Annotated in this window: 16 protein-coding genes, 1 tRNA gene and 1 other RNA gene; 11 read left to right on the top strand and 7 right to left on the bottom strand. The window is 47.3% G+C overall.

The window, feature by feature from the left end:
• Window positions 1–7 precede the first annotated feature (7 nt).
• A complete protein-coding gene (locus ACQY2W_RS04200) occupies window positions 8–532 on the top strand; it encodes a type IV pilin protein (RefSeq protein ID WP_428049685.1) in 525 nt (174 codons plus the stop codon).
• A 10-nt stretch (window positions 533–542) separates the two neighbouring features.
• Here the strand turns inward: ACQY2W_RS04200 and ACQY2W_RS04195 are convergent, their stop codons facing one another.
• The 3 genes from ACQY2W_RS04195 to ssrA form a co-directional block, all read right to left on the bottom strand.
• On the bottom strand, window positions 543–899 hold the full coding sequence (locus tag ACQY2W_RS04195; protein ID WP_428049683.1) for a response regulator: 357 nt from the start codon (window positions 897–899) through the stop codon (window positions 543–545).
• 1 nt (window position 900) lies between these two features.
• Complete coding sequence (locus tag ACQY2W_RS04190; protein WP_428049681.1) at window positions 901–2,310, bottom strand: phosphoglucomutase/phosphomannomutase family protein; 1,410 nt, start codon at window positions 2,308–2,310, stop codon at window positions 901–903.
• 334 nt (window positions 2,311–2,644) lie between these two features.
• Window positions 2,645–2,989, bottom strand: a transfer-messenger RNA (tmRNA) gene (gene ssrA / locus ACQY2W_RS04185).
• Between the two features lie 87 nt (window positions 2,990–3,076).
• On the opposite strand from ssrA, the gene ACQY2W_RS04180 reads away from it, so the two are divergent.
• The 4 genes from ACQY2W_RS04180 (at window position 3,077) to pssA (ending at window position 5,121) form a co-directional block, all read left to right on the top strand.
• Window positions 3,077–3,487 carry an NYN domain-containing protein gene (locus ACQY2W_RS04180; protein ID WP_428049679.1) on the top strand — a complete coding sequence of 137 codons (411 nt, stop codon included), beginning with the start codon at window positions 3,077–3,079 and terminating at the stop codon, window positions 3,485–3,487.
• A gap of 45 nt (window positions 3,488–3,532) precedes the next feature.
• A tRNA-Leu gene (locus tag ACQY2W_RS04175) sits at window positions 3,533–3,615 on the top strand.
• Between the two features lie 49 nt (window positions 3,616–3,664).
• On the top strand, window positions 3,665–4,333 hold the full coding sequence (locus ACQY2W_RS04170) for a phosphatidylserine decarboxylase (RefSeq protein WP_428049677.1): 669 nt from the start codon (window positions 3,665–3,667) through the stop codon (window positions 4,331–4,333).
• 2 nt (window positions 4,334–4,335) lie between these two features.
• Window positions 4,336–5,121, top strand: coding sequence for a CDP-diacylglycerol--serine O-phosphatidyltransferase (pssA, locus tag ACQY2W_RS04165; RefSeq protein WP_428049675.1), 786 nt, complete (start codon window positions 4,336–4,338; stop codon window positions 5,119–5,121).
• Between the two features lie 330 nt (window positions 5,122–5,451).
• Here the strand turns inward: pssA and ACQY2W_RS04160 are convergent, their stop codons facing one another.
• The 3 genes from ACQY2W_RS04160 to ACQY2W_RS04150 form a co-directional block, all read right to left on the bottom strand.
• A complete protein-coding gene (locus tag ACQY2W_RS04160; RefSeq protein ID WP_428049673.1) occupies window positions 5,452–5,952 on the bottom strand; it encodes a type IV pilin protein in 501 nt (166 codons plus the stop codon).
• A 189-nt stretch (window positions 5,953–6,141) separates the two neighbouring features.
• Window positions 6,142–7,257, bottom strand: coding sequence for an LptF/LptG family permease (locus ACQY2W_RS04155; RefSeq protein WP_428049671.1), 1,116 nt, complete (start codon window positions 7,255–7,257; stop codon window positions 6,142–6,144).
• Window positions 7,233–8,327: an LptF/LptG family permease gene (locus tag ACQY2W_RS04150; protein ID WP_428049669.1), complete on the bottom strand. Its 1,095-nt coding sequence runs from the start codon at window positions 8,325–8,327 to the stop codon at window positions 7,233–7,235. The genes ACQY2W_RS04155 and ACQY2W_RS04150 overlap by 25 nt, the downstream gene beginning before the upstream one ends.
• Before the next feature lie 111 nt (window positions 8,328–8,438).
• On the opposite strand from ACQY2W_RS04150, the gene ACQY2W_RS04145 reads away from it, so the two are divergent.
• Together ACQY2W_RS04145 and ACQY2W_RS04140 are read left to right on the top strand one after the other, a co-directional pair.
• Entirely contained in the window at window positions 8,439–13,745 is a 5,307-nt protein-coding gene (locus tag ACQY2W_RS04145; RefSeq protein WP_428049667.1) for a hypothetical protein, read from the top strand.
• Between the two features lies 1 nt (window position 13,746).
• Window positions 13,747–14,481 (top strand): ComF family protein, encoded by a 735-nt coding sequence (locus ACQY2W_RS04140; protein ID WP_428049665.1) that lies wholly within the window; start codon window positions 13,747–13,749, stop codon window positions 14,479–14,481.
• On the opposite strand, the gene radC is transcribed toward ACQY2W_RS04140, so the two are convergent.
• Window positions 14,478–15,194, bottom strand: coding sequence for a RadC family protein (radC, locus tag ACQY2W_RS04135; RefSeq protein ID WP_428049663.1), 717 nt, complete (start codon window positions 15,192–15,194; stop codon window positions 14,478–14,480). The genes ACQY2W_RS04140 and radC overlap by 4 nt on opposite strands.
• Window positions 15,195–15,273: 79 nt before the next feature.
• Here radC and lpdA point away from each other — a divergent pair, with 79 nt between their 5' ends.
• The 4 genes from lpdA (at window position 15,274) to buk (ending at window position 19,364) form a co-directional block, all read left to right on the top strand.
• Complete coding sequence (gene lpdA / locus ACQY2W_RS04130) at window positions 15,274–16,641, top strand: dihydrolipoyl dehydrogenase (protein WP_428049661.1); 1,368 nt, start codon at window positions 15,274–15,276, stop codon at window positions 16,639–16,641.
• Window positions 16,638–17,351 carry an RNA methyltransferase gene (locus ACQY2W_RS04125; RefSeq protein WP_428049659.1) on the top strand — a complete coding sequence of 238 codons (714 nt, stop codon included), beginning with the start codon at window positions 16,638–16,640 and terminating at the stop codon, window positions 17,349–17,351. Before lpdA ends, ACQY2W_RS04125 begins: the two co-directional genes overlap by 4 nt.
• A gap of 207 nt (window positions 17,352–17,558) precedes the next feature.
• Complete coding sequence (locus ACQY2W_RS04120) at window positions 17,559–18,194, top strand: type IV pilin protein (protein WP_428049657.1); 636 nt, start codon at window positions 17,559–17,561, stop codon at window positions 18,192–18,194.
• Between the two features lie 57 nt (window positions 18,195–18,251).
• Window positions 18,252–19,364: a butyrate kinase gene (buk, locus tag ACQY2W_RS04115; protein WP_428049655.1), complete on the top strand. Its 1,113-nt coding sequence runs from the start codon at window positions 18,252–18,254 to the stop codon at window positions 19,362–19,364.
• The last annotated feature ends 4 nt before the right edge of the window (window positions 19,365–19,368 follow it).

The raw sequence follows: 19,368 nt of genomic DNA, 5'->3' as shown, positions 1-19,368 counted from the left end.
AGGTTGTATGAAAAACAAACAAGCATTTACGCTGATTGAACTCTTAGTCGTTGTTCTTATCATCGGCATATTGGCGGCGGTGGCGTTGCCGCAGTATCAAGTGGCGGTTGCCAAAAGCCGGCTTATGCAAGCTGTGACACTGGCCAAATCTGTCAAAGATGCCGAAGAAGCATATTATTTGGCAAACGGGGAATATACCAGCGATTTAGATGCCCTTTCTATCGGCGTATCAACTGTTTCTGTAGCAACAGACGGAACAAATTACGCTAAGTTTAAGCTGACTAATCAATATGAGTTGGAATTTGCACTCAACGGATATGGCGCATCTAACAACAGGGTAACCGTATGGGCACCCGGAACAGGTTCGCAAGGTATTATTTATTATTTTGACCATAAAGGATATACCAAACCTGTGGCAGGCCATTTGTGTTACGGGAAAAGCGCAATCTATCAACAGGCGTGCAAGTCTATGGGTGGGGTAAGGATTGTGGATATGGGCGATGATACGTTCAAGTTTTATCAGTTGCCTTAGCGGGCAACTATCATTTTAGCCGTTTCACGGCGGAAAGTAAATCATCCGTATCAAACGGTTTATATAATACGCCGTCGGCGCCGCGCTTTTGGGCTTCTTCCAAAATGCTGTTTTGTTGCATGCCGGTTACGATAAGTACTTTTATTTTCGGGTAGCGTTTTTTGAGTTCCGCCAAAATATCTAACCCGCTTTCGTTGGGAAAAAACACATCTAAGAGCACGCTGTCCACGTTGTTTTTTTGCAGTTGCTCAAAGAGTTCTTTGGAACCGTCCGCCTCAATGGCTACGCAGTAGCCGTCGGCCTCTAATACATTTTTGATAGCCGCGCGTAAAATGCCGGAATCGTCCACCAGTGCGAGTGTTTGCATATTATTTCAAAAACGGCGCGGCTAATTTTTCGCCAAAGTCCAACAGGGCTTGCGTATCTTTTTTGGTAGCCGTTTCGGCGTAAATACGCAAGACGGGCTCCGTGCCGGACGGGCGTAAGAGCAGCCACTCATCGTTATCAAATAGAATTTTAAGGCCGTCGGACGTTAGCATTTCGGCCACTTTGCGAGTGCCGATTTTTTTGGGTACTTTGCGGCGGATTTTATCGGTAAAAGAGTCCTTGGCGAGTGGTTTGTTTAAGGCAATATCGCGCCGCAGATAAACCGACGTGCCATATTCTTGCGCAATTTGCGCGCAGAGTTCGCTGGCTTTTTTGCCCGTCGTGGCCATAATTTCCAAAAACGCCAATGCCACGGTTAGGCCGTCGCGGTCGGGCAGATTTCCTTTCCAGGCAAACCCGCCGGACTCTTCCACCCCAAAAGCGATATCTTCCAACGCCATCAGTTCGGCTACGTGTTTAAAACCCACGTTGACTTCTTCAAATAACATTTCGTGTTGGCGGGCGATACGTTTGAGCAAATAGCCCATAGAAACCGTTTGCACGATTTTGCCTTTGAGTTTTTTATGTTTGATGAAATAATTGCACAGCACCGCGGCAATTACGCACGGTGTCAAATATGTGCCTTTCTCGTCCACCAGAGCGACGCGGTCTCCGTCGCCGTCAAAAGCGATACCCAAAGCGGCTTTTTTGGCTACCACGGTTTTTTTAAGTTCACTTAAATTTTTCTCCACCGGCTCGGGTTGGTCGCCGCCAAACGTAGTGTCGTGTTCGTTGCGAAGCGCGATGACTTGTTTGTTTCCCAATATTTTTTCCACGTATCCGGCGGCCGCACCGTACATATAATCTACGGCTACTTTGCCTTTGAAAGTTTTTAGTTTGCGCGTATTGACGTGCCCGGAAACGTATTTTAAATAGACATCGGTTAAATCTTTGACTTCTGGCTCGCATCCGTAGAGCGAAAGGGCGGGCGATTCGTCTAATAATTCTTCAATGTCGCGGGTTACGCGTTCGGCGGCCGCCCCGCCGGCGAGTTTAATTTTAATACCGTTGTATTGGGCGGGGTTGTGGCTGGCGGTTACCATGATACTAAGCCAAAATTTGTTTAAGCTCAAACACGCCGCCACCGGACTGGTTACCGGGCGGTCGGAAAGGGTAACATCTAGTTTGTTGGAGCGCAAAATGACGGCAATTTCTTTGGCGAATATGTCGGACATAAAGCGGCGGTCAAAACCGACGAAGATTTTAGGCGATTTGCCTTTTTCTTCGGCAGGTGCGTTTTCGTTAATAAAGTGCGCTAAAGCTTGCGCGACGCGGCGTACATTTTCCAATGTGAAATCCCACGCGATAATGCCTCTCCAACCGTCTGTACCAAATTTAATTTCCGTTGCCATAATTTCTCCTGTAATGTAAGTAAATCTATTTTCAATTCCCGTATTTTTTTGTCGTTTCTGCTGCTATCGCCGACTTGTCCTGCCTGAGTTGTTATTCCGCCCCTTTAGTGCTGTTTATAAAAAGCGCCGTCGTTCTCTGCCGATAATAGGAGCGTTTATAAAATAAAATTTCAAGAGTGGCAACCGACCGATTTGTCCGACGGCGGCGTAGCGCCTAGTTGTCGGTCGGCCCTTTGAAATTTTATTTTATGCTCCGTATCGGCTGGTCTTTTTCGTTCTTTTTCTGCCATCAGAAAAAGAACATAAATTTTTGAAACCTTACTTTTTATATAAAAAGTGGAGGTGGGGGGATTCGCACCCCCGTCCGAACATCTTCTCCTCTCGGGCACTACAAGTTTAGTCTTGCTCAGTGACCGCCGTCTAAGCGCAAGACGGCACGGCGGCGGTTTAGTTCGTGTGTCTTAGACAACGTAAGACGAACTGCGCCTGCGTTGTTGCATTCCATGGTTTGACGGCGTTCCTTTCGCGCATGGAAGACACAAAAGGCGCCGTGGACTAAGCGTTAGCCCAGGCAACTTGATTGTTGTTGCTTATTTTTTTGGCCCTATTTGAGTCGGCCTGGCCAACCGACACTTGCTCCCGGGTGGCAACAGATACCCGTCGAATCTATTACACCCCCGTAAATACAGAAATTGTCAAAGACCGCTAAAGGTATTATATTGTATCATTTTCTTATAACAATTTTGGACCGTAAAGGCAATATAATATGTATACTACCACCAAACCGACTGTTTATCTGATTGACGGACTTAACATCGTGCGCAGTTTTTTGTACGAGTTTTCCCGCAGTGAAGAGGAAGTGACCGACGATTTTTTAGATTTTTTGGAAGCCGTTTCGTTGGACGAACGCTACCAAATGCATACCTACGAAGTGATTTTTGACGGCTCTTTCCGCCCGGTCGGTCCGCTATACCGGGGGGGAGTGCATATTTCATTTACCGAGGGCGATAGCGCGGATCAAATTATTTGCGAGCGCGCCGACTATTTGTCGCAAACGGGCCAACGCGTGATTGCCGTAACCGATGACCGGCAACTGCAAGACATGTTGCGCGAGCTGGGCGTTAAAAGTCTTTTCTGCCGCAAATTCTACAATTCACTCAAGCTGTCCGAAAAATAAACACTTGCGTACATCCTCCTTATTTTTTGCTATAATACTTACAGAGGGCTGGTGGCGGAATGGCAGACGCGACAGACTTAAAATCTGTTGACCGCAAGGTCGTGGGGGTTCAAGTCCCCCCCTGCCCACTTCTTTTAAATCTGCCATTCAAATCTATCCCACCGGCAGTGAACTCCTATGCTAGAAGATATTAAACGTACGTTGTCCAAAAGTTTTGGTTGGGTGTCTACCGTTTTGCCTTTAGGGCTTAAACTATTCGGTATTGGTATTGTGTGTGCCTTTATCTGCTTGCTGCTTAATTGGCATACGTTGTGTGTGCTGTTTATTGTGGCGGCGTTGTTCTGTGCGTATTTCTTCCGCGATCCAAACCGTAACACCGTATTTGCCGACGATGAAATTGCGTGTCCGGCCGACGGTACGATACTCTCCGTTAAAACGGAAGATGACCCCAACTCCGTAGTCGTTCGCATTTTCCTTTCTATTTTTGATGTGCACGTGCAACGCTCTACCGTAAACGGAAAAATCGGCGAGATTTTTTATAACAAAGGCACGTTCTTATTTGCCGACCACCCGGACGCTGATAAAAACGAGCGCAATTTAATTCAGATTTTCAAAAACGGCGTGCCGGAAAATTTTGCCCACGTGGAACAAATCACGGGGGCTATCGCGCGGCGCATTGAGTGCTGGCGCCATACCGGGCAGGAAGTCAAAATCGGCGAGCGTATCGGACTGGTGCGTTTTGGCTCGCAAGTGGCGGTATATTTGCCGAAACATAAAGTGCGCGTCGTAGTAAAAGAGGGCCAAAAAGTGCAAGGCGGGATCACCGTTCTTGCCTTGTGGAAATAACTATGGCAGATGAAAAACAGGAAAAAAAAGTAGTAGAGAAGTTAAAACATACCGGCGCGGTAACGGTGCCGTCTTTATTTACGCTGGGCAACATGGCGTGTGGGTTTTTCTCTATTTTATCGGCTGCCAAAGGCAATTTTGCCGGAGCCGGGTGGCTCATCTTATTTGCCATGGTGTTTGATATGTTTGACGGGCGCATGGCACGTTTGTTGGGCGTGGAAAGCAGTTTTGGCGTGGAAATGGATTCGCTTGCTGATGCGGTTTCGTTTTGCACCGCTCCGGCGATGCTCATGTACTTTTTTGTGCTCCACACGCAACCTGTTTGGGGCGCGCCGATTGCGTGCGTGTACGCGTGCTTTGGCGTGTTGCGCTTAGCCAAATTTAACGCGATGGCCTATGCGGGGGAAAGTTCCAAACAGTATTTTAGCGGCCTTCCTACTCCGGCTGCGGCGGGTATTTTGGCGTCGTTTGCTATTTCGTACAGCATTATGGAAGGTACGACGGGCGGACGCAATATTCACCTGCTGAGTATCTATTTGCCGCATATCTATAATTTTGTATGGTTTGCGATGTTGGTGCTGTCGCTACTGATGGTGTCCAATGTGCCGTATGTCGCTTTCAAAGCCAAACGCGATAAAGCCCACGGACCGTGGATGCTCTTGTTGATCGTGTTTTTGGTGGTAATGACGATCCGGTTTCCGCATAATATGGTGTTTATCGTATTTTCACTGTATGTGATGGTGGGATTACTGGCGGTATTGTGGCGGGCCTTTAGAAGAATTAAATAATTATATTAACAACTTTCGTAACTTTCGTTTTACGCAACGCCCGCAAAAGATATCTTTTGCGGGCGTTTGCTTTTCTGAGATACAATTTTCCATATTTGGGCAACTTTGCGGTCTCGCGGCCTTGACGTAACTATCATTACGCCTATGCGGCCGCCTAAATCCCGCAAATTTGCCTCAAATCTGAAAAATCATCTTTCCTTTTCTACTCATACCACGCTGACGGGCTTACGCCCACGCGCCTTATTTTTTCCGTCATCCCGTAAGGTTTTTGTACGGGATATAGAAAAAATAAGGCGCGTTATTTTTGGGGCGGCTGACCGTCCCACCGTTTTATAGTTCATATACGGTGCAAGGTCCAAGCGCGCAAGAAGAAAGATCTTTGGGGTTTTTGCCTCCTAAACTTTTACATAACTGATTAGCTTTGAGATTATTTTTTTTAGCATGGCATATTCGTTTACCGGCGTCTGCGTCGTTGATGTGAGAATAAACAAACATAAACGTATTGGTGTTTGTTTTATTGACGGCGTAGGCATATAATTTTGTTTGTATAGCCACGGTTATACCGCTTGTTAATGTGATGCTTAAGCCGGAAACACTGACAGTTCCCGGCAAGGCAATATCCAGTTCATCAAATTTATCCGTATAAGACCCATTGGCCAAATAATATCGTTCTTGTGCCTCTTTGATACTTTTTAATACAGTTATGGCCTCGGTGGCACGTGCTTTTTCAACGGCCAAATTGTATTGCGGCAACGCGACCGCCGCCAAAATACCGATGATTAAAACGACGACTAAAAGTTCAATGAGTGTAAATGCTTGTTTGTTTTTCATGTTGTCTGCTCCTTGTTGTTTTTTTTACCGTTCCTTTATTATCGTTTTTTTTTTTGATTTGTCAAGAAAAAATTGCGGCTCGTTGGGAATTAAATAAGTTATAAAAAGACAGGAACAGGTTTATTAGAGAGAAAAAGAAAAGAGCCGTCAAAAAGGACGGCTCTTTGCAAAGAGAAACAGGTAAGGCGGTTATAATTTCATCCACTTAAATTCTAAAAATACAACTCCGCCAAATAATAGCACCGGGCCCCAACCGGCTAAAAACGGACTCAAATATCCGTTCTGCCCAAATACGGTACACAGTGTAATCACGCCCCAAAACGTAAGTGCAATAACCATAGACATAATGATATTTAAAATTTTGCTTTTGCGCCGCGTACTAATCGCAAACGGCATACCCAAAAGACACATCACAATCGTAGCAAACGGGGTAGCTAATTTCGTTTGGCGTTGCGTTTCGGCTGAGTAAAACGAAATCCCTGTGCGTTTGTGAAAGCGGATACGTTTGGTTAACTCGCGCACACTCATTAAGTCCTCGTCCACCCGGCCCAAAGACATTTGATTCGGGCGGATATCCACAGGCGATTCGCGCGTTTGGAAAGACGTTTCCTGTGTGTCCATATCCCCGGCGAACGTACGGTGTACCCCGTTTACAAATTCCCAATGGTGGGTTTTAGAATCCCATATCATTTTTTCCGCAACGACTTGTTCGGCAATATCCCATTCTTTGTTATAGGTATCTAATGAAACCTGATACATTGTGCCGGTTGTTAAATCTACGCTTTTGGCAGATAACATTTGCGAGGGGGATACTTTAATCAGTACGTCATTTTCCAAATACTGGTTATAATTATCGCGCGGTTTAAGACGGGTGTAATAAATATAATCGGCTTTTACATTTAAGGGCGGTACGATAAATTCCTGAAATAACATCGTCACCCCGCACACGACTAAAATGCAAGCCAAAATCGGTTTAAAAAGTTGCCGCGGCGCAAAGCCGCCGGCTACGCAGGCAGTCCACTCGCCGTTAGAGACCATTTCGGAAATAACGGAAATTGCCCCTAATAAACACGCCACCGGCATAATGGTAGCGAGCCAATTGGGAAATGTAACCAAAGAGTAGGAAAGCACGTCGGCCAGTGTAGTTGTGCCGTTGCCCAGATTTTTCATTTTTTCAAATGTGTCGCCCAGTACCACCAGCGTAGCAAATACGCCCATGGCAAAGAAGAACGGCCCCCAAAATTTGCGGGAAATATAGCCAAACATCAGCGGTGCGTTGACTAGATGTTTAATCTTTTTTTCCATAAATAATATCCTACCGCAAGTCCCGTGAAAACAGGCAACCACGGGCCGGGGTATGAAATCCATGTGTATTTTTTACCAAACGACAGCCCTAACGTCATCAGTAAATAAAACGAGAAAATAATAATTACGCTAAAGAGCATGCCCCACCCTTTGTTGGTCCGTTTGCCCAGTGAAAACCCGATCGGGCAACTGACAAATAATAAAATAAGCGGCGAAAGGGCCAGCACGTTACGCATGCTGATAGCGGTGCGGTACTCGTTAGCGACTTGGGTTGTAAGCGGGTCGTTGCGCAGGCGGCGCAAAAGTTTGGTAGTGGTCATCTCGCCCACACGCACGCGGCGCGAACGCGCTTTTAAAAGTGAAATGCTCATCGTATAATTATCAAAATTAGCGGCAATAATGGACGACGGATCTTTGCTGTCCACCCGTTGCATTTGGCCGTCTTTAAGTTGCAGGCCGATAGCTGTATCGGTTAAAATAATACGGCCTTCGGACGCGTTAACTTTCGTGCTTAGTGCGCCCGCGTCGTTTTTGTTGACCAGGTGAATTAAGTTGGCGGTGTTGGTAATTTTGTCTAAATCTTCCAAATACAAATCCCAATCGCCTAAGTTAATAAATGTTTTGGGCTCTAAAGTTACTTTAGTAATTTTGCTGTACGCCTCTTCACGTTTAGTGATGAATTTTTTGTAACTGCGTGGCGTGAGCCAGTTGCCCATAATTACCAGTATGACAGATAATGCAATCGCACACGCGAGCATCGGGCGGACGATTTCTTTAAACGAAAACCCCGCCGCACGTAGCGCAATCAATTCGCCTTGTTCACTCATATTGGTTAACGTAAGTAGTACCGCAATTTGAAAAGCCATCGGCGCGCTTAAACAAAAAACATCCGGCAAGATGTTAAGCAACGAGGATATAATCCACCCGATACTTGTGCCGTAGGTCATGGCAATTTTGAGCACCCGGATAAAGTGATTCATAAAAATCACAAACGTAAGCACACCCACCACGCCTGCAAAAAACGTCAGCAAGCTTTTAGCAATATAACGGGTAAAAATGGAAATACGCATATTTCCTATTCTAACAAAATATCCCTTATTAGGAAAAGCCCGTACGCGGGCAATGCGCGCGCGCGAGCGCGAAATGTTATAGAATGAAATAATGAGGTATTTTTCCATCTTATGAGGATACTGCGGTCCGTTATCGCGGTAGTCTTGTCTGCCCAACTGTGTTTTGCTCCGCTGGCCGGGGCAGAAACGCTGCCGTATAGTTTGGTGGATAAAGACCAGTATGCTATTTTTGAAGAAGAACAAGCTGCCAAAAAAGACGCCGAACTGGTGCTGGAAGACCCGCCGGACGACGCCGAATTGTTGCACTATTCTAATGAGTTTTGGCGTCAGGCGGTTACCTCGGTAGAGGGCGCGTATGAACTGGATAAGGGCCCTGAACCCATCCCCGATTTGACCTTATTAAACCCCACCCTTTCCTTACCGCTCTATGGTACGAGCATTGCATTAACCGGCCGTTACGTGCTGGGTATGAAAATGGCCGCTAAAAAATACAAAGAGGCCTCTAAAAGTGCCAGTACGTCTAATACCAACCAACGCAACGTGGAAATGGAACAGCAAATGCAGCTTAAAATGCAAGGTAAAATCATGGACCGCGTGTTTGTGGATATTGACTATGACGATCAGCGCGAAGAAGAAAAAACTATTTCCGTAGCGTATCGCGGTAAACCCGGCGAAATTGTGCAGTTGGCTGAATTTGGCGATATTGATTTATCGCTCCCGCAGACCGATTTGATTGCCTACCAAAAACAACTCTTCGGTGCAAAAATGCACTTACAATACAAAAACGCCAATTTGTATTTAATCGGCTCGCAAACCAAAGGGACGAGCAAGCAAAAGCAATTTGTGGGCAGTAGCGTGCAGGAAATTGTATCGCTTAAAGATACGGAATATATCCGCCGCACGTATTACGATTTGACCTTCGGCGGTAATATCCACGGCAATGCGCAACTGCAACCCGATGCGTATGACGATTGGAAAGTAGCCATGCTTAATATTTCGCCCGGCAGCGAAGAAATTTATTTAAACAGTAACACCACTTCCAACACATTTGTACCTGTGGACGCTACCGCTACCGATTATTTGGGCACGGTGCCGTATCAAGCCCAATGGGAACGGCTCACCCGCGGGGTGGACTATACGGTAGATTACGCGCGCGGAACAATTGAATTTAAACGCACGATTACGGCGCAAAGCGTGATTGCGGTGGACTACCGCAATACGCGCGGGGAGTGGCTTAGAGATGCCGGAACGACGCCGGGTACGCTAAAACTCATCAAAACCGAAAACGATAAACCCTGGGAAAGCTCCGCGACCGAGACCGCCAACCAACTGGAAATGAAAACATTTTACCGTATCGGTGCGCAAAACATTACGCAAGATAACGGCAAAGGCAATTTTATTTTAACGCTCTTAGACGCCAACGGCCAAGCCGTCGGCGGGAGTGCCTCTCCCCAACAAGTTTATCCCACTACTATTACCATGGACTTTGATAAAGGTATTTTTGAACTCCAAAGCCGCATGAGCGATGATCCCGGTTTATATAACGCTACCCCTGTTTCTTCGCGCAACCGCACCTTTAAAATTCAATATGAGTCCACCGTTAAAACGTATTTTATTGAGTCGGGTATTGTGGTGCAATCGGAACAAGTCAAATTAAATGGCCGCCAACTCGTACGCAATAACGATTATTATATTGACTATACATCCGGCTTTATCACGTTTTACAAGGGCGAAGAAATTACCGAAAATTCCGTGATTGATATTACGTATGATACGACCGTCGGTTCCAACACAAACAACTCGGTACTCGGCGGACGGTTAGATTACAAACTGTTTGATAAAATCGTCATGGGGGCCACGATGATTCAAGAAGGGGGCGAAAAGCCCACTACCGTGCCGCAAGTGGGAGCATACAGCAAGCAGCTTTTAGTATACGGCGCAGACGTAAAAGGACGCGATATTAAACTTTCCGAAAAAGTAAAAGTAGACTTCGCAGCCGAGGCCGCACGCAGTGAGAAAAAACAAAATATGTTCGGCTATGCGATGGTGGATAGCATGAACGATACGAGCGAGCAAGTCGGCGGGTCTATGATTTTTAAAGATTGGCAAATTGCATCTAACCCCAGCGGGCAACCCAACTTTTTAAACGCGGTGCATTGGGATAGCCAAGACTTGCCCGCACTGGAAATCAACCCCCACGCCATTGCCAACGCCAACGATAAACAGCAAGTGCTTATCATCAATTACGATTTTACCCAAGGAGTTAATTTTGACGGACGGGACGAAGTTTCTATTGTTTATCCGCTTAGCAAAAGCGGGGTAGATTTATCTTCTAAAACTTCCTTTGAACTAACCATGCTGGGCGAAGAAGGCGGTCCGCAAGTCAACTTTACGTTTGGTAACATTTCCGAATATTCCGATAATTCTATCGGCATGAACACTCAGTGTGGGACGAACGTGCCCAAAACGGAAGATGTTTATTGCCGCAACACGCTCGCCCCCAACGAAGATGTCGGCTGGCTCTATACCAACCCGGATAACAGCGAAGAGCGTTACAATCCCTTTGTGCATAACGTCTATAACCCCGAATCGCAACCCAACGGACGCATTGATACGCAAGATTTAAACGGCAACGGCAGATTTGATGACGAAGATATTTCCGTCAAAGGGAACTTCGGGTTTGTGGCGGGCGGAAACGTGATCCCGGGTATGGAAGACAATTTGGCCGATAACACATCGTGGCAAACATTCTCTGCTCCGCTTCAAATTGACCCGGCCGACAAAGCCAAATGGACGGCGGTGCGTCATTTACGTATTACGCTAAAAAAGGGAGCCAAGCTTAAAGGGCAAATCAAAATTGCCAATATTGCGCTGTCCGGCACTTCTTGGAATACACAGCAAGGGGTGGATGCGTCCGATTTTTCCGCCTCCGGTATTAACAACGTGGATAATACCGATTATCAGCCGATTTTTAACGCACCCGGCGACGGCCAATATGTATTTAATTATTTGTACGGTTCTATCCAAAACTACCGCAGTACGCTGGACTCGGCCAACGTGTTGGACCAAGCGTTGCGGTTGCGTTTTAGTCCCGGCGGGGATGAAAGCCAATACTTTGTTAATCGCAATTTTAAGAGTATGGATTTTTCCCAACACCGAGAGTTTCGTTTCTTGCTTCATAGCCGCTTGTCCAATGCGGGAGGAAATTTTTACTTAACAGTCGGTACGCAGACCAATTACGACAAAATCGTCGTACCCATGGATTTTGACGGTTGGCGGCTTGTTGCCGTAAAAATGGTGGATACCAACGGCGACGGTATTACCGATGCGTTTGCCAACGCTTCCGATCCGTCCTACAACGTGTCGGTAGAAAACGTCCGCGCGCCAAACGGACTGCTCAATTTCCGCGAGGTCAGTATGATTATGGCGGGGGTGGAAAATATAACGGCGGCGGGCGAAGTGTGGCTCAACGTAATTCACTTGGCAGAAGCCATTACACTTACCGGTGAGGCCTATAAGGGCGACATCGCGGTGGAATGGGACGGTTGGGGTAGTGCCGGGGTGAAGTACAAACACCAAGACAGCAACTTTGAAACGCCGCTGGCTGTATCCAAAAACCAAGAAACCACCGAAGAAGAATATTTTGTCAAAGTAAACCGTATTAAAGAATTTCCGATGTCGGCCACCTTTGCGCGTAGTGAGGTAACCACTCCGCTTATTACCGATACGACCAACTACAACACGATTTCACTACTTGATAAAGGTAAAGTGGAGCGGCAACAGGCCGTCGTGCGCGGAGATTTTATCAAGGACAATTTGCCCAAAATCGGCCTGGAATATACGTTGAACCAAACCGATTACCAGTTAATGAAACGTCAAGATGACAGCCATACGTACGGGGCGACGCTGTCGCACTCGGTGGGGGCGTTTAAAAATATTTCCGCGGGTTATTATGTTACAAATTCGGCGGTAGATTACGACCGGGTACGCCATGAAGAATCGGCCACCTATTATAATACCGATGAAAATACGCAAAAAATGAATATGAAGTTTACGTACCAACCCACGTCCAATTTTAACATTACTCCGTCGTACAGTTTAAGTAAAAGTACCGAAGACCGCACCCGTTATGAATCATTTGGCAACAGCAAAATTCATTACCCCAAAGCGCTTACCCAACGCACGGGACTAAGCAGTACGTGGAAAATTACCAAATGGCTGGCTCCGTCTGCCAACTACAATATCAGCACGATAGAAAGCAATAACTTGTCGGCTAAAACAATTACCGCTTCCGGCTCATCGGTGAACGTGGGTGTGGGAGAAGTAAAAACCCTTAACCGCAGTGCTGACGGCGGTGTTTCGCTGACGCTTAACGGCAATGATATTTTGCCCAAGAGTAAATTATTCAGTACGCTGGTTGTTTCTTCCGGTTACCGTATCCAAGATGCCGATGCGTGGAGCGATGTGGACAGCGGCTTTGATTCACGCAAAGAGTTGTGGATACGCGGCAGTGCCCTTAAAGATGTGGGCCGGTACGGCTACCGCCGCAGTATGACTTTGCGCGATACATTTACTTCTACCCAGCGTTGGAATCCTCTTTCTAAGTACGAGTTGAACGGGTTGGCTGCTCCGCTCAAAACGGTGTCGCTGATCAATAACTTTAGCAAGACCTTACAGAAGAACGACCAGACCGGTACGTTATACAATTCTACCAGCGTAACCTTGCCGGATTTAACATTTTCTATTTCCGATTTGGAAAAATTTATTGCCGCTGGTAACTGGTTGCGTAACAGCAATTTAAAACTCCATTACAGTTGGGTGGAGCAAACGAACATCGGCACGGACGAGCAGGGTATTACGCAATACGGCGGGGATTTACGATTTATGTTATTTAACTACTTTGATACGGTGTTTGCCTACCAACACAAAGAATCGGATAAAGATGATTTGCGCCTGCATATTAGTTTAGAACGTATCCGCGAGCGCAATATGTCCGCGCAGACGTCCTTTTACATAAAATCGTTGCGCGTAACGCCTAAAATTGTTCACACTACCTACGATAAATGGCTCGCGCGCGGACAAATCAGCCAAAGCACACAGGAAACCGTGCCCAGTTTAAATTTAAGGTGGGATTTTAACCTGCCCCACGGGTTAAAATTGCCGTTTATCAACCGTATTTATTCCGCCACCAACCGTATCATCTGGAATACGAATTTCAGCTTTACCGATAAACGCTCCGAAGTGGAAGTAACCGACAATTACAAAAAATACGATGCCACTACTTCGCTAGATTACGAATTTTCCCAAAACTTACGTTTTACACTTTCGGGCGGGTTGACGCTGCTTAAGCATGCTTACGTCAAAACCGAAGATTACACCGCTTACAATGTGGCCGCCAATATGACGGTGCAATTTTAATATGAAATTTTCAGGGGACGTCATCAAACACGGTTTGTTACATTTTCTGTTTCCGCGTGCCTGCGTATGTTGCGGATGCGATTTGCCGTATGATACGGACGATTATATATGTAAAACGTGTGCGGGGCAATTTGTGCGCCCCGGGCCACTGTTTTGTCAGCGTTGTGGGGTCAATTTGCCTTCGGGCGGGGCGCATTGTCACGCGTGCCGGGGCAGTAAGGCCAAAACGTATAAGTGCCGTTTGATTCGTTCCGCGTGGGTGTTTAATGCTCCGTCGCGTGCATTTGTGCACGGACTTAAATACGCGGGGAACGATTATTTGGCCCGTAGCATGGGGCGGCAACTGGCACAAAATTTTTCTGCCTATAAAGAACTGGCGGATGCGGAGCTGATTGTTCCCGTGCCGCTTTTTGCGCACAAAGAACGTCAACGCGGCTACAATCAAAGTGAACTTTTAGCGCGTGCATTTTGTAAGCATACGGGTCTGCCGTTGGATACGGGCGCGCTGGTGCGCACGCGTGATACGCTTAGCCAAACAAAACTGGGCCGCACGGCGCGGCTTGCCAATATGCAAGGGGCTTTTTCCTGTCCGGCTCCCATGCGGGTAAAAGGAAAAATAATTTTGCTGGTGGATGATGTTGCCACCACCGGTGCTACATTAGAAGGTTGTGCAACGGCCTTGCGCCAAGCCGGGGCTAAGCGCGTGATGGCCTATACCTATGCACGGGAAAACTAGTTGGCGGCAGGTTTCTTTTTCGGATCGGGCAAATAGTGTTGCTCTTTGAAACTAAAATACCCGCCTTTTGTAATAATCACGTGGTCCAGCAAAGTAATATCGCACAGTTGTAACCCTTTGGCTAGGTCCCGGGTGCAATCAATGTCCGGTTGGGACGGGTGTGGATTGCCCGACGGGTGATTATGTACTAAAATCAATTCGGGTGCATCCAAGTTGGCGGCGTGGCGTATAATCTGGCGCGGGCTGATAGACACTTGTTCCACGGAACCTGCCGATAATACACGTGTTTCCAAAATATAACGTTTGGCGGAAAGGAAAATAACTTCCAAAAATTCCTCTTCTTTCCCAGCTAGCGATGCCGTACAATAATCTAACAGTTTTTGCGGAGAAGACAGCGTGATTTTCCGGGGTATTTTACAGCGCATATAGCGTTTAAAAGCACTGCGGATAAGTTTCAAAAAACGGGCTGTATTGGGGCCGATACCGTCAGTTTGCCGCAGGGCTATTTCGGTAGTGTCCAACACGCCCGCAAACGAACCGAAACGGCGCAACAGTTCCCATGCTAACGTCTTGGTATCTTTGCGCGGAATAGAATAAGTCAGCAATAATTCTAAAAACTCATGGTCTAACAAAGAATCGGTACCTGCATAAGATACACGTTTTTGCAACCGGGCGCGATGCCCGGTATGCGCGGGAACGGATGATTTGTTCATAGGGGATGTTTTCCTGTTTATATGTTCATTTAATGCTAAAATGATAATAAGTTATGGTGCAGCTATGCAAGGGGGATTTATGAAAAAAATTGTTGTTATCGGCGGCGGTCCGGCAGGATATCCGGCCGCGTTAAAAGCCGCATCGCTCGGTGCGCAAGTGACTTTAATTGAAAAAAACCAACTGGGCGGGGTGTGTTTAAATTGCGGATGTATTCCGTCTAAATCGTTTTTGGAAGGCGCGCACCGTTTTCAAACGGCCTTTTCCGCCGCTATGCTTGCCGGCGAAGAAGGGAGCAAAGCCGCACAAGAGCTATTTAACGCGCGTGATTTTAATAAACTAAAAGCACGCCAACAGCAAGCTACGCAAAAACTGGTACAAGGCATTTCTTTTTTACTCAAAAAAGCCAAGGTGGAAGTGATAAACGGCGAGGCAACTTTTGTAGATGCGCACACGCTCTCCGTGCGCACGCAAACGGGCGAACAAACCCTTTCGTTTGACGGGGCTATTTTGGCTACCGGCTCAGAAGCGTTCTATCCCGCCCCGTTAGATACCTTGCGCGGTCAGATTTATGATAATTCCAATTTCTTTACCATGGAACAACTCCCCCAAAGTATGGCTATTGTAGGGGGTGGGGTGATCGGATGTGAAATGGCTGATTTTTTAAATGCTTTCGGGGTGGAAGTGCACCTTATTGAAATGCAACCGCGGTTGTTGCCGCTAGAGGATGAAACCGTTTCGCGCACGCTTGCGCAAGCGTTTACCAAACGCAATATCCATATTTATACCGGAGTAAGCGCAACGGACATACATAAAACGGCAGACGGTTTTGAAATCGTTTTATCCGACGGGAATAAATTGCAAACGCAAGCGGTTTTGGCCGCTATCGGGCGCGCGGTTGATTTACATACGTTGCACTTGGAGCGTATCGGTGTGGAAGCAACACGCAAAGGCGTAAAAGTTAACCCGAAAACCATGCAGCTGACCGAAACCGTTTACGCTGCGGGTGATGTAACAGGACTATTGCAACTGGCCCACGCGGCTACACGTCAAGGCGAAGTAGCGGCGAGCAATTTATGCGGCGTTGCGGCGGAATATAACAATACCCGCGTGCCGCGTGCGGTATATACAACGCCGGAAGTGGCGTCTATCGGCCTGAGTGCGGCGCAAGCGCAGGAGCAAGGGCTGGAAGTTAAAAAACATAAATCGTTCTTTTTAGCTAACGGACGCGCCGTAGCACAAGGGCAAACCGACGGTTATGTGGAGTGGCTAAGCGACGCCCAAACAGGCAAACTGTTGGGGGCGTGTTCTGTTGGGGCACATGCATCGGAGCTGATCCATATTGCCGCGGTGGCGTTAGAGGCACAGCTGACGGTAGCCCAACTGCAACGCGTGATTTTTGCACACCCTACCTTTGCCGAAACATGGGCGGAGGCGTTACATAAATGAGCTCGTTTTGTGTGGTGCTTGTCCGTCCGCGCGACCCCAATAACATCGGGGCCGCCGCCCGTGCGATGGCTAATTTTGGGCTGTCTGATTTACGTGTGGTAGATCCGTTTGCCGTAGCTTGGCGCGAGGCCGTCAGCGCGGTCGGTGCGGAAGATATCATGCAAAATGCCGTGCAATATCACACGTTAGATGAGGCCCTTGCGGATACGTCTTTTTCGCTGGCCGCCACCGCGCTACGCAACCGTCACTTGGAACAGGAGATCGTAACATTACCTGTTTTAAATAAACGGTTGGAACGTGCGCCGGAAGGCAAAATTGCCCTTGTGTTCGGTAACGAAAAAACAGGCCTGTCCGGCGACGATATAGAGCGGTGCGTGGCGGTACTTAATATCCCCACCGTGGCTAAACAACCCTCTATCAATTTAGCGCAAGCCGTTATTTTGACGTGCTATGAGCTTTCCCGGCGCGGTGATTTTACGCCGCTACGCACGGCAGGCAGTTTTGTAGCCGGTATGCCTACCGACGCGCAAAAAGAAATTCTGGTAGAAAAGTTATATACCTTGTGCGACAAGGCCGACTTGCGCCCCGACTTAACGCCCGACCAACGCAAAGCGTTTTTGCGCCGTTTGGTGGGGAACTTGTCATTAAACGAAGTGCAACTTTTCTTTGCCAAATCGCTTGCCGAGCGCGTCGCCCAACGGATGAAATAGAACGGTTATTTCTCATCCTCTTGCCACTCCGAATTTGACTTAAGGATTTGTACCTTATTTTTCGCTCCCCCGCTATATCCCGCATAGAAACATTGCGGGATGACGAGCGGGGGTGTTTGGTTTGTCCAATAAAATAAAAACTTGACATCGTTTTTTTTTTTGCTACATTTTATTTAATGATATAAGAATATCATTAAGGAGCTTTGTATGCAAAGAAAAAATGAAAAAAATATGGGGTGTTGTTGTGTAGGTCAGGCTACGCCTGACAATGAAGATAATTCCGCTTGGAAAAAAATAAGGTCAGTAACCTGTCAGGCGAAGCCTGACCTACGTGTTACAACGACAAGCGCATTTACGCTTATTGAATTATTAGTGGTTGTTTTAATCATTGGTATTTTGGCGGCGGTCGCTCTGCCTAAGTATGAAATGGCGGTTATGCGTAGCCGTTATGCGACGTTAAAAGCCAACGTCAATGCCCTCTTGGATGCGGAAAAAATTTATTACTTGTCAAACGGCGAATATACGAATGACATGGAAGCGTTGTCCATAGATTTAACCGGGTGTACGCTGTCTAGCGATAAAAGAAAGTGTACTTATCCTTGGGGCTACTGTATGCTGGATGCGGCTTCCAACAGCAAGCGGGTACACTGTCAAGATACGACCAATTTACAAAACGCTTATGTCCATTATTGGGAACGGCCCACATTCGGTTCTGCGACCTGTTGGGCGCTTACTACCGACCGTACCGATAAATATAATAAATTATGTGAAAAAGAAGGCGGAACGTATGTTTCCACCACAAACTGTACCGGGCCTTGCGTGATTTATAAACTGGCCGATTAGTTTTTCGTTTGTCGCCTTACCCTCTATTTTGTTAAAATATACTTAGTAGGGGAGCGTATGGCGTTTAATATACTTGTCATCAATCCGGGCTCTACGTCTGATGATATCGGTTATTACCGGGGCGACAAACCCGTTTTTGAAGTAACCGTGCGCTACTCCATCGCCGATTTAGAGCCCTACGAGGGCAAAAACGTTACCGAACAGCTGCCCTTGCGCCGCAAACTCATCTTAGATTATTTGTTGGACCACCATGTGCCGCTGGCCGAAATTGACGGCGTCATCGGGCGCGGCGGGTTTATCCGTTCCGTAGAGGGGGGCGTGTACGCCGTCAACGATAAAATGGTCCGCGATTTGGAAACCGGTAAATACGGCGGGATCCACCCGAGTAATCTGGGCGGCATTTTAGCACGCGATATTGCCCGGTATGCAGATTGCCCCAGTTTTATTGCCAACCCGGTAGTCATTGACGAGCTCCAACCGCTCGCGCGTTATTCCGGCATGCCGGATAATCCGCGTATTTCCATTTTTCACGCGTTAAGCCAAAAACGTGTCGCGCGCTTGATTGCCGATAAACTCGGCAAACCGTATGAAAAACTCAACTGCATTGTTTGTCACGGCGGGGGAGGAATTTCTATCGGTGCGCACCGCCAAGGCAAAGTAATAGACGTTACCAACGGCTACGAGGGCGAGGGCCCCATGACCCCGCAACGAAGCGGCAGCGTGCCGTGTGCTAAACTGGTGCAAATGTGTTTTGAGCCGGATGTGCAAGAGCGCGACATCCGCTTAAAACTGCGCGGCAAGGGCGGGCTGATTGCTTATACGGGCACATCCGACGTTAAAGAGTTGGAAGAATTTATCCGCATAGGCCAAAAACGGCCCGGCTCGCTGATTAACTGTACGCAACAAAAAGCAAAATTAGCACTAGACGCGATGATTTATCAAATGGTTAAATATATAGGAGCCATGGCTGTGGTGCTTGAGGGAAAAGTAGATTTTGTAGCACTTACGGGCGGGCTGATGTACAGCAAATATATCCCGCAGGAAATCGGACGGTATGTGAGTTGGATAGCTCCTATGTACGTTTTCCCGGGTAGCGAAGAAAAAGACGCCTTGCGCGTGGCCGCTACGCGTGCGCTAAACGACCCGAAAATTGTAAAAAAATATACGTGATTTT

Source organism: Candidatus Avelusimicrobium caledoniensis (assembly GCF_902756455.1).
In the GTDB taxonomy this organism is placed as follows: domain Bacteria; phylum Elusimicrobiota; class Elusimicrobia; order Elusimicrobiales; family Elusimicrobiaceae; genus Avelusimicrobium; species Avelusimicrobium caledoniense.
This window is presented reverse-complemented; position numbering and strand designations above follow the sequence as displayed.

Coding starts and splice junctions, on each gene's coding strand:
- ACQY2W_RS04125 (WP_428049659.1), top strand. CDS start 16,638: ATGAGCTCGTTTTGTGTGGTGCTTGTCCGTCCGCGCGACCCCAATAAC.
- ACQY2W_RS04140 (WP_428049665.1), top strand. CDS start 13,747: ATGAAATTTTCAGGGGACGTCATCAAACACGGTTTGTTACATTTTCTG.
- pssA (WP_428049675.1), top strand. CDS start 4,336: ATGGCAGATGAAAAACAGGAAAAAAAAGTAGTAGAGAAGTTAAAACAT.
- ACQY2W_RS04155 (WP_428049671.1), bottom strand. CDS start 7,257: ATGGAAAAAAAGATTAAACATCTAGTCAACGCACCGCTGATGTTTGGC.
- ACQY2W_RS04150 (WP_428049669.1), bottom strand. CDS start 8,327: ATGCGTATTTCCATTTTTACCCGTTATATTGCTAAAAGCTTGCTGACG.
- ACQY2W_RS04180 (WP_428049679.1), top strand. CDS start 3,077: ATGTATACTACCACCAAACCGACTGTTTATCTGATTGACGGACTTAAC.
- ACQY2W_RS04190 (WP_428049681.1), bottom strand. CDS start 2,310: ATGGCAACGGAAATTAAATTTGGTACAGACGGTTGGAGAGGCATTATC.
- lpdA (WP_428049661.1), top strand. CDS start 15,274: ATGAAAAAAATTGTTGTTATCGGCGGCGGTCCGGCAGGATATCCGGCC.
- ACQY2W_RS04145 (WP_428049667.1), top strand. CDS start 8,439: ATGAGGATACTGCGGTCCGTTATCGCGGTAGTCTTGTCTGCCCAACTG.
- radC (WP_428049663.1), bottom strand. CDS start 15,194: ATGAACAAATCATCCGTTCCCGCGCATACCGGGCATCGCGCCCGGTTG.
- ACQY2W_RS04200 (WP_428049685.1), top strand. CDS start 8: ATGAAAAACAAACAAGCATTTACGCTGATTGAACTCTTAGTCGTTGTT.
- ACQY2W_RS04160 (WP_428049673.1), bottom strand. CDS start 5,952: ATGAAAAACAAACAAGCATTTACACTCATTGAACTTTTAGTCGTCGTT.
- buk (WP_428049655.1), top strand. CDS start 18,252: ATGGCGTTTAATATACTTGTCATCAATCCGGGCTCTACGTCTGATGAT.
- ACQY2W_RS04120 (WP_428049657.1), top strand. CDS start 17,559: ATGCAAAGAAAAAATGAAAAAAATATGGGGTGTTGTTGTGTAGGTCAG.
- ACQY2W_RS04195 (WP_428049683.1), bottom strand. CDS start 899: ATGCAAACACTCGCACTGGTGGACGATTCCGGCATTTTACGCGCGGCT.
- ACQY2W_RS04170 (WP_428049677.1), top strand. CDS start 3,665: ATGCTAGAAGATATTAAACGTACGTTGTCCAAAAGTTTTGGTTGGGTG.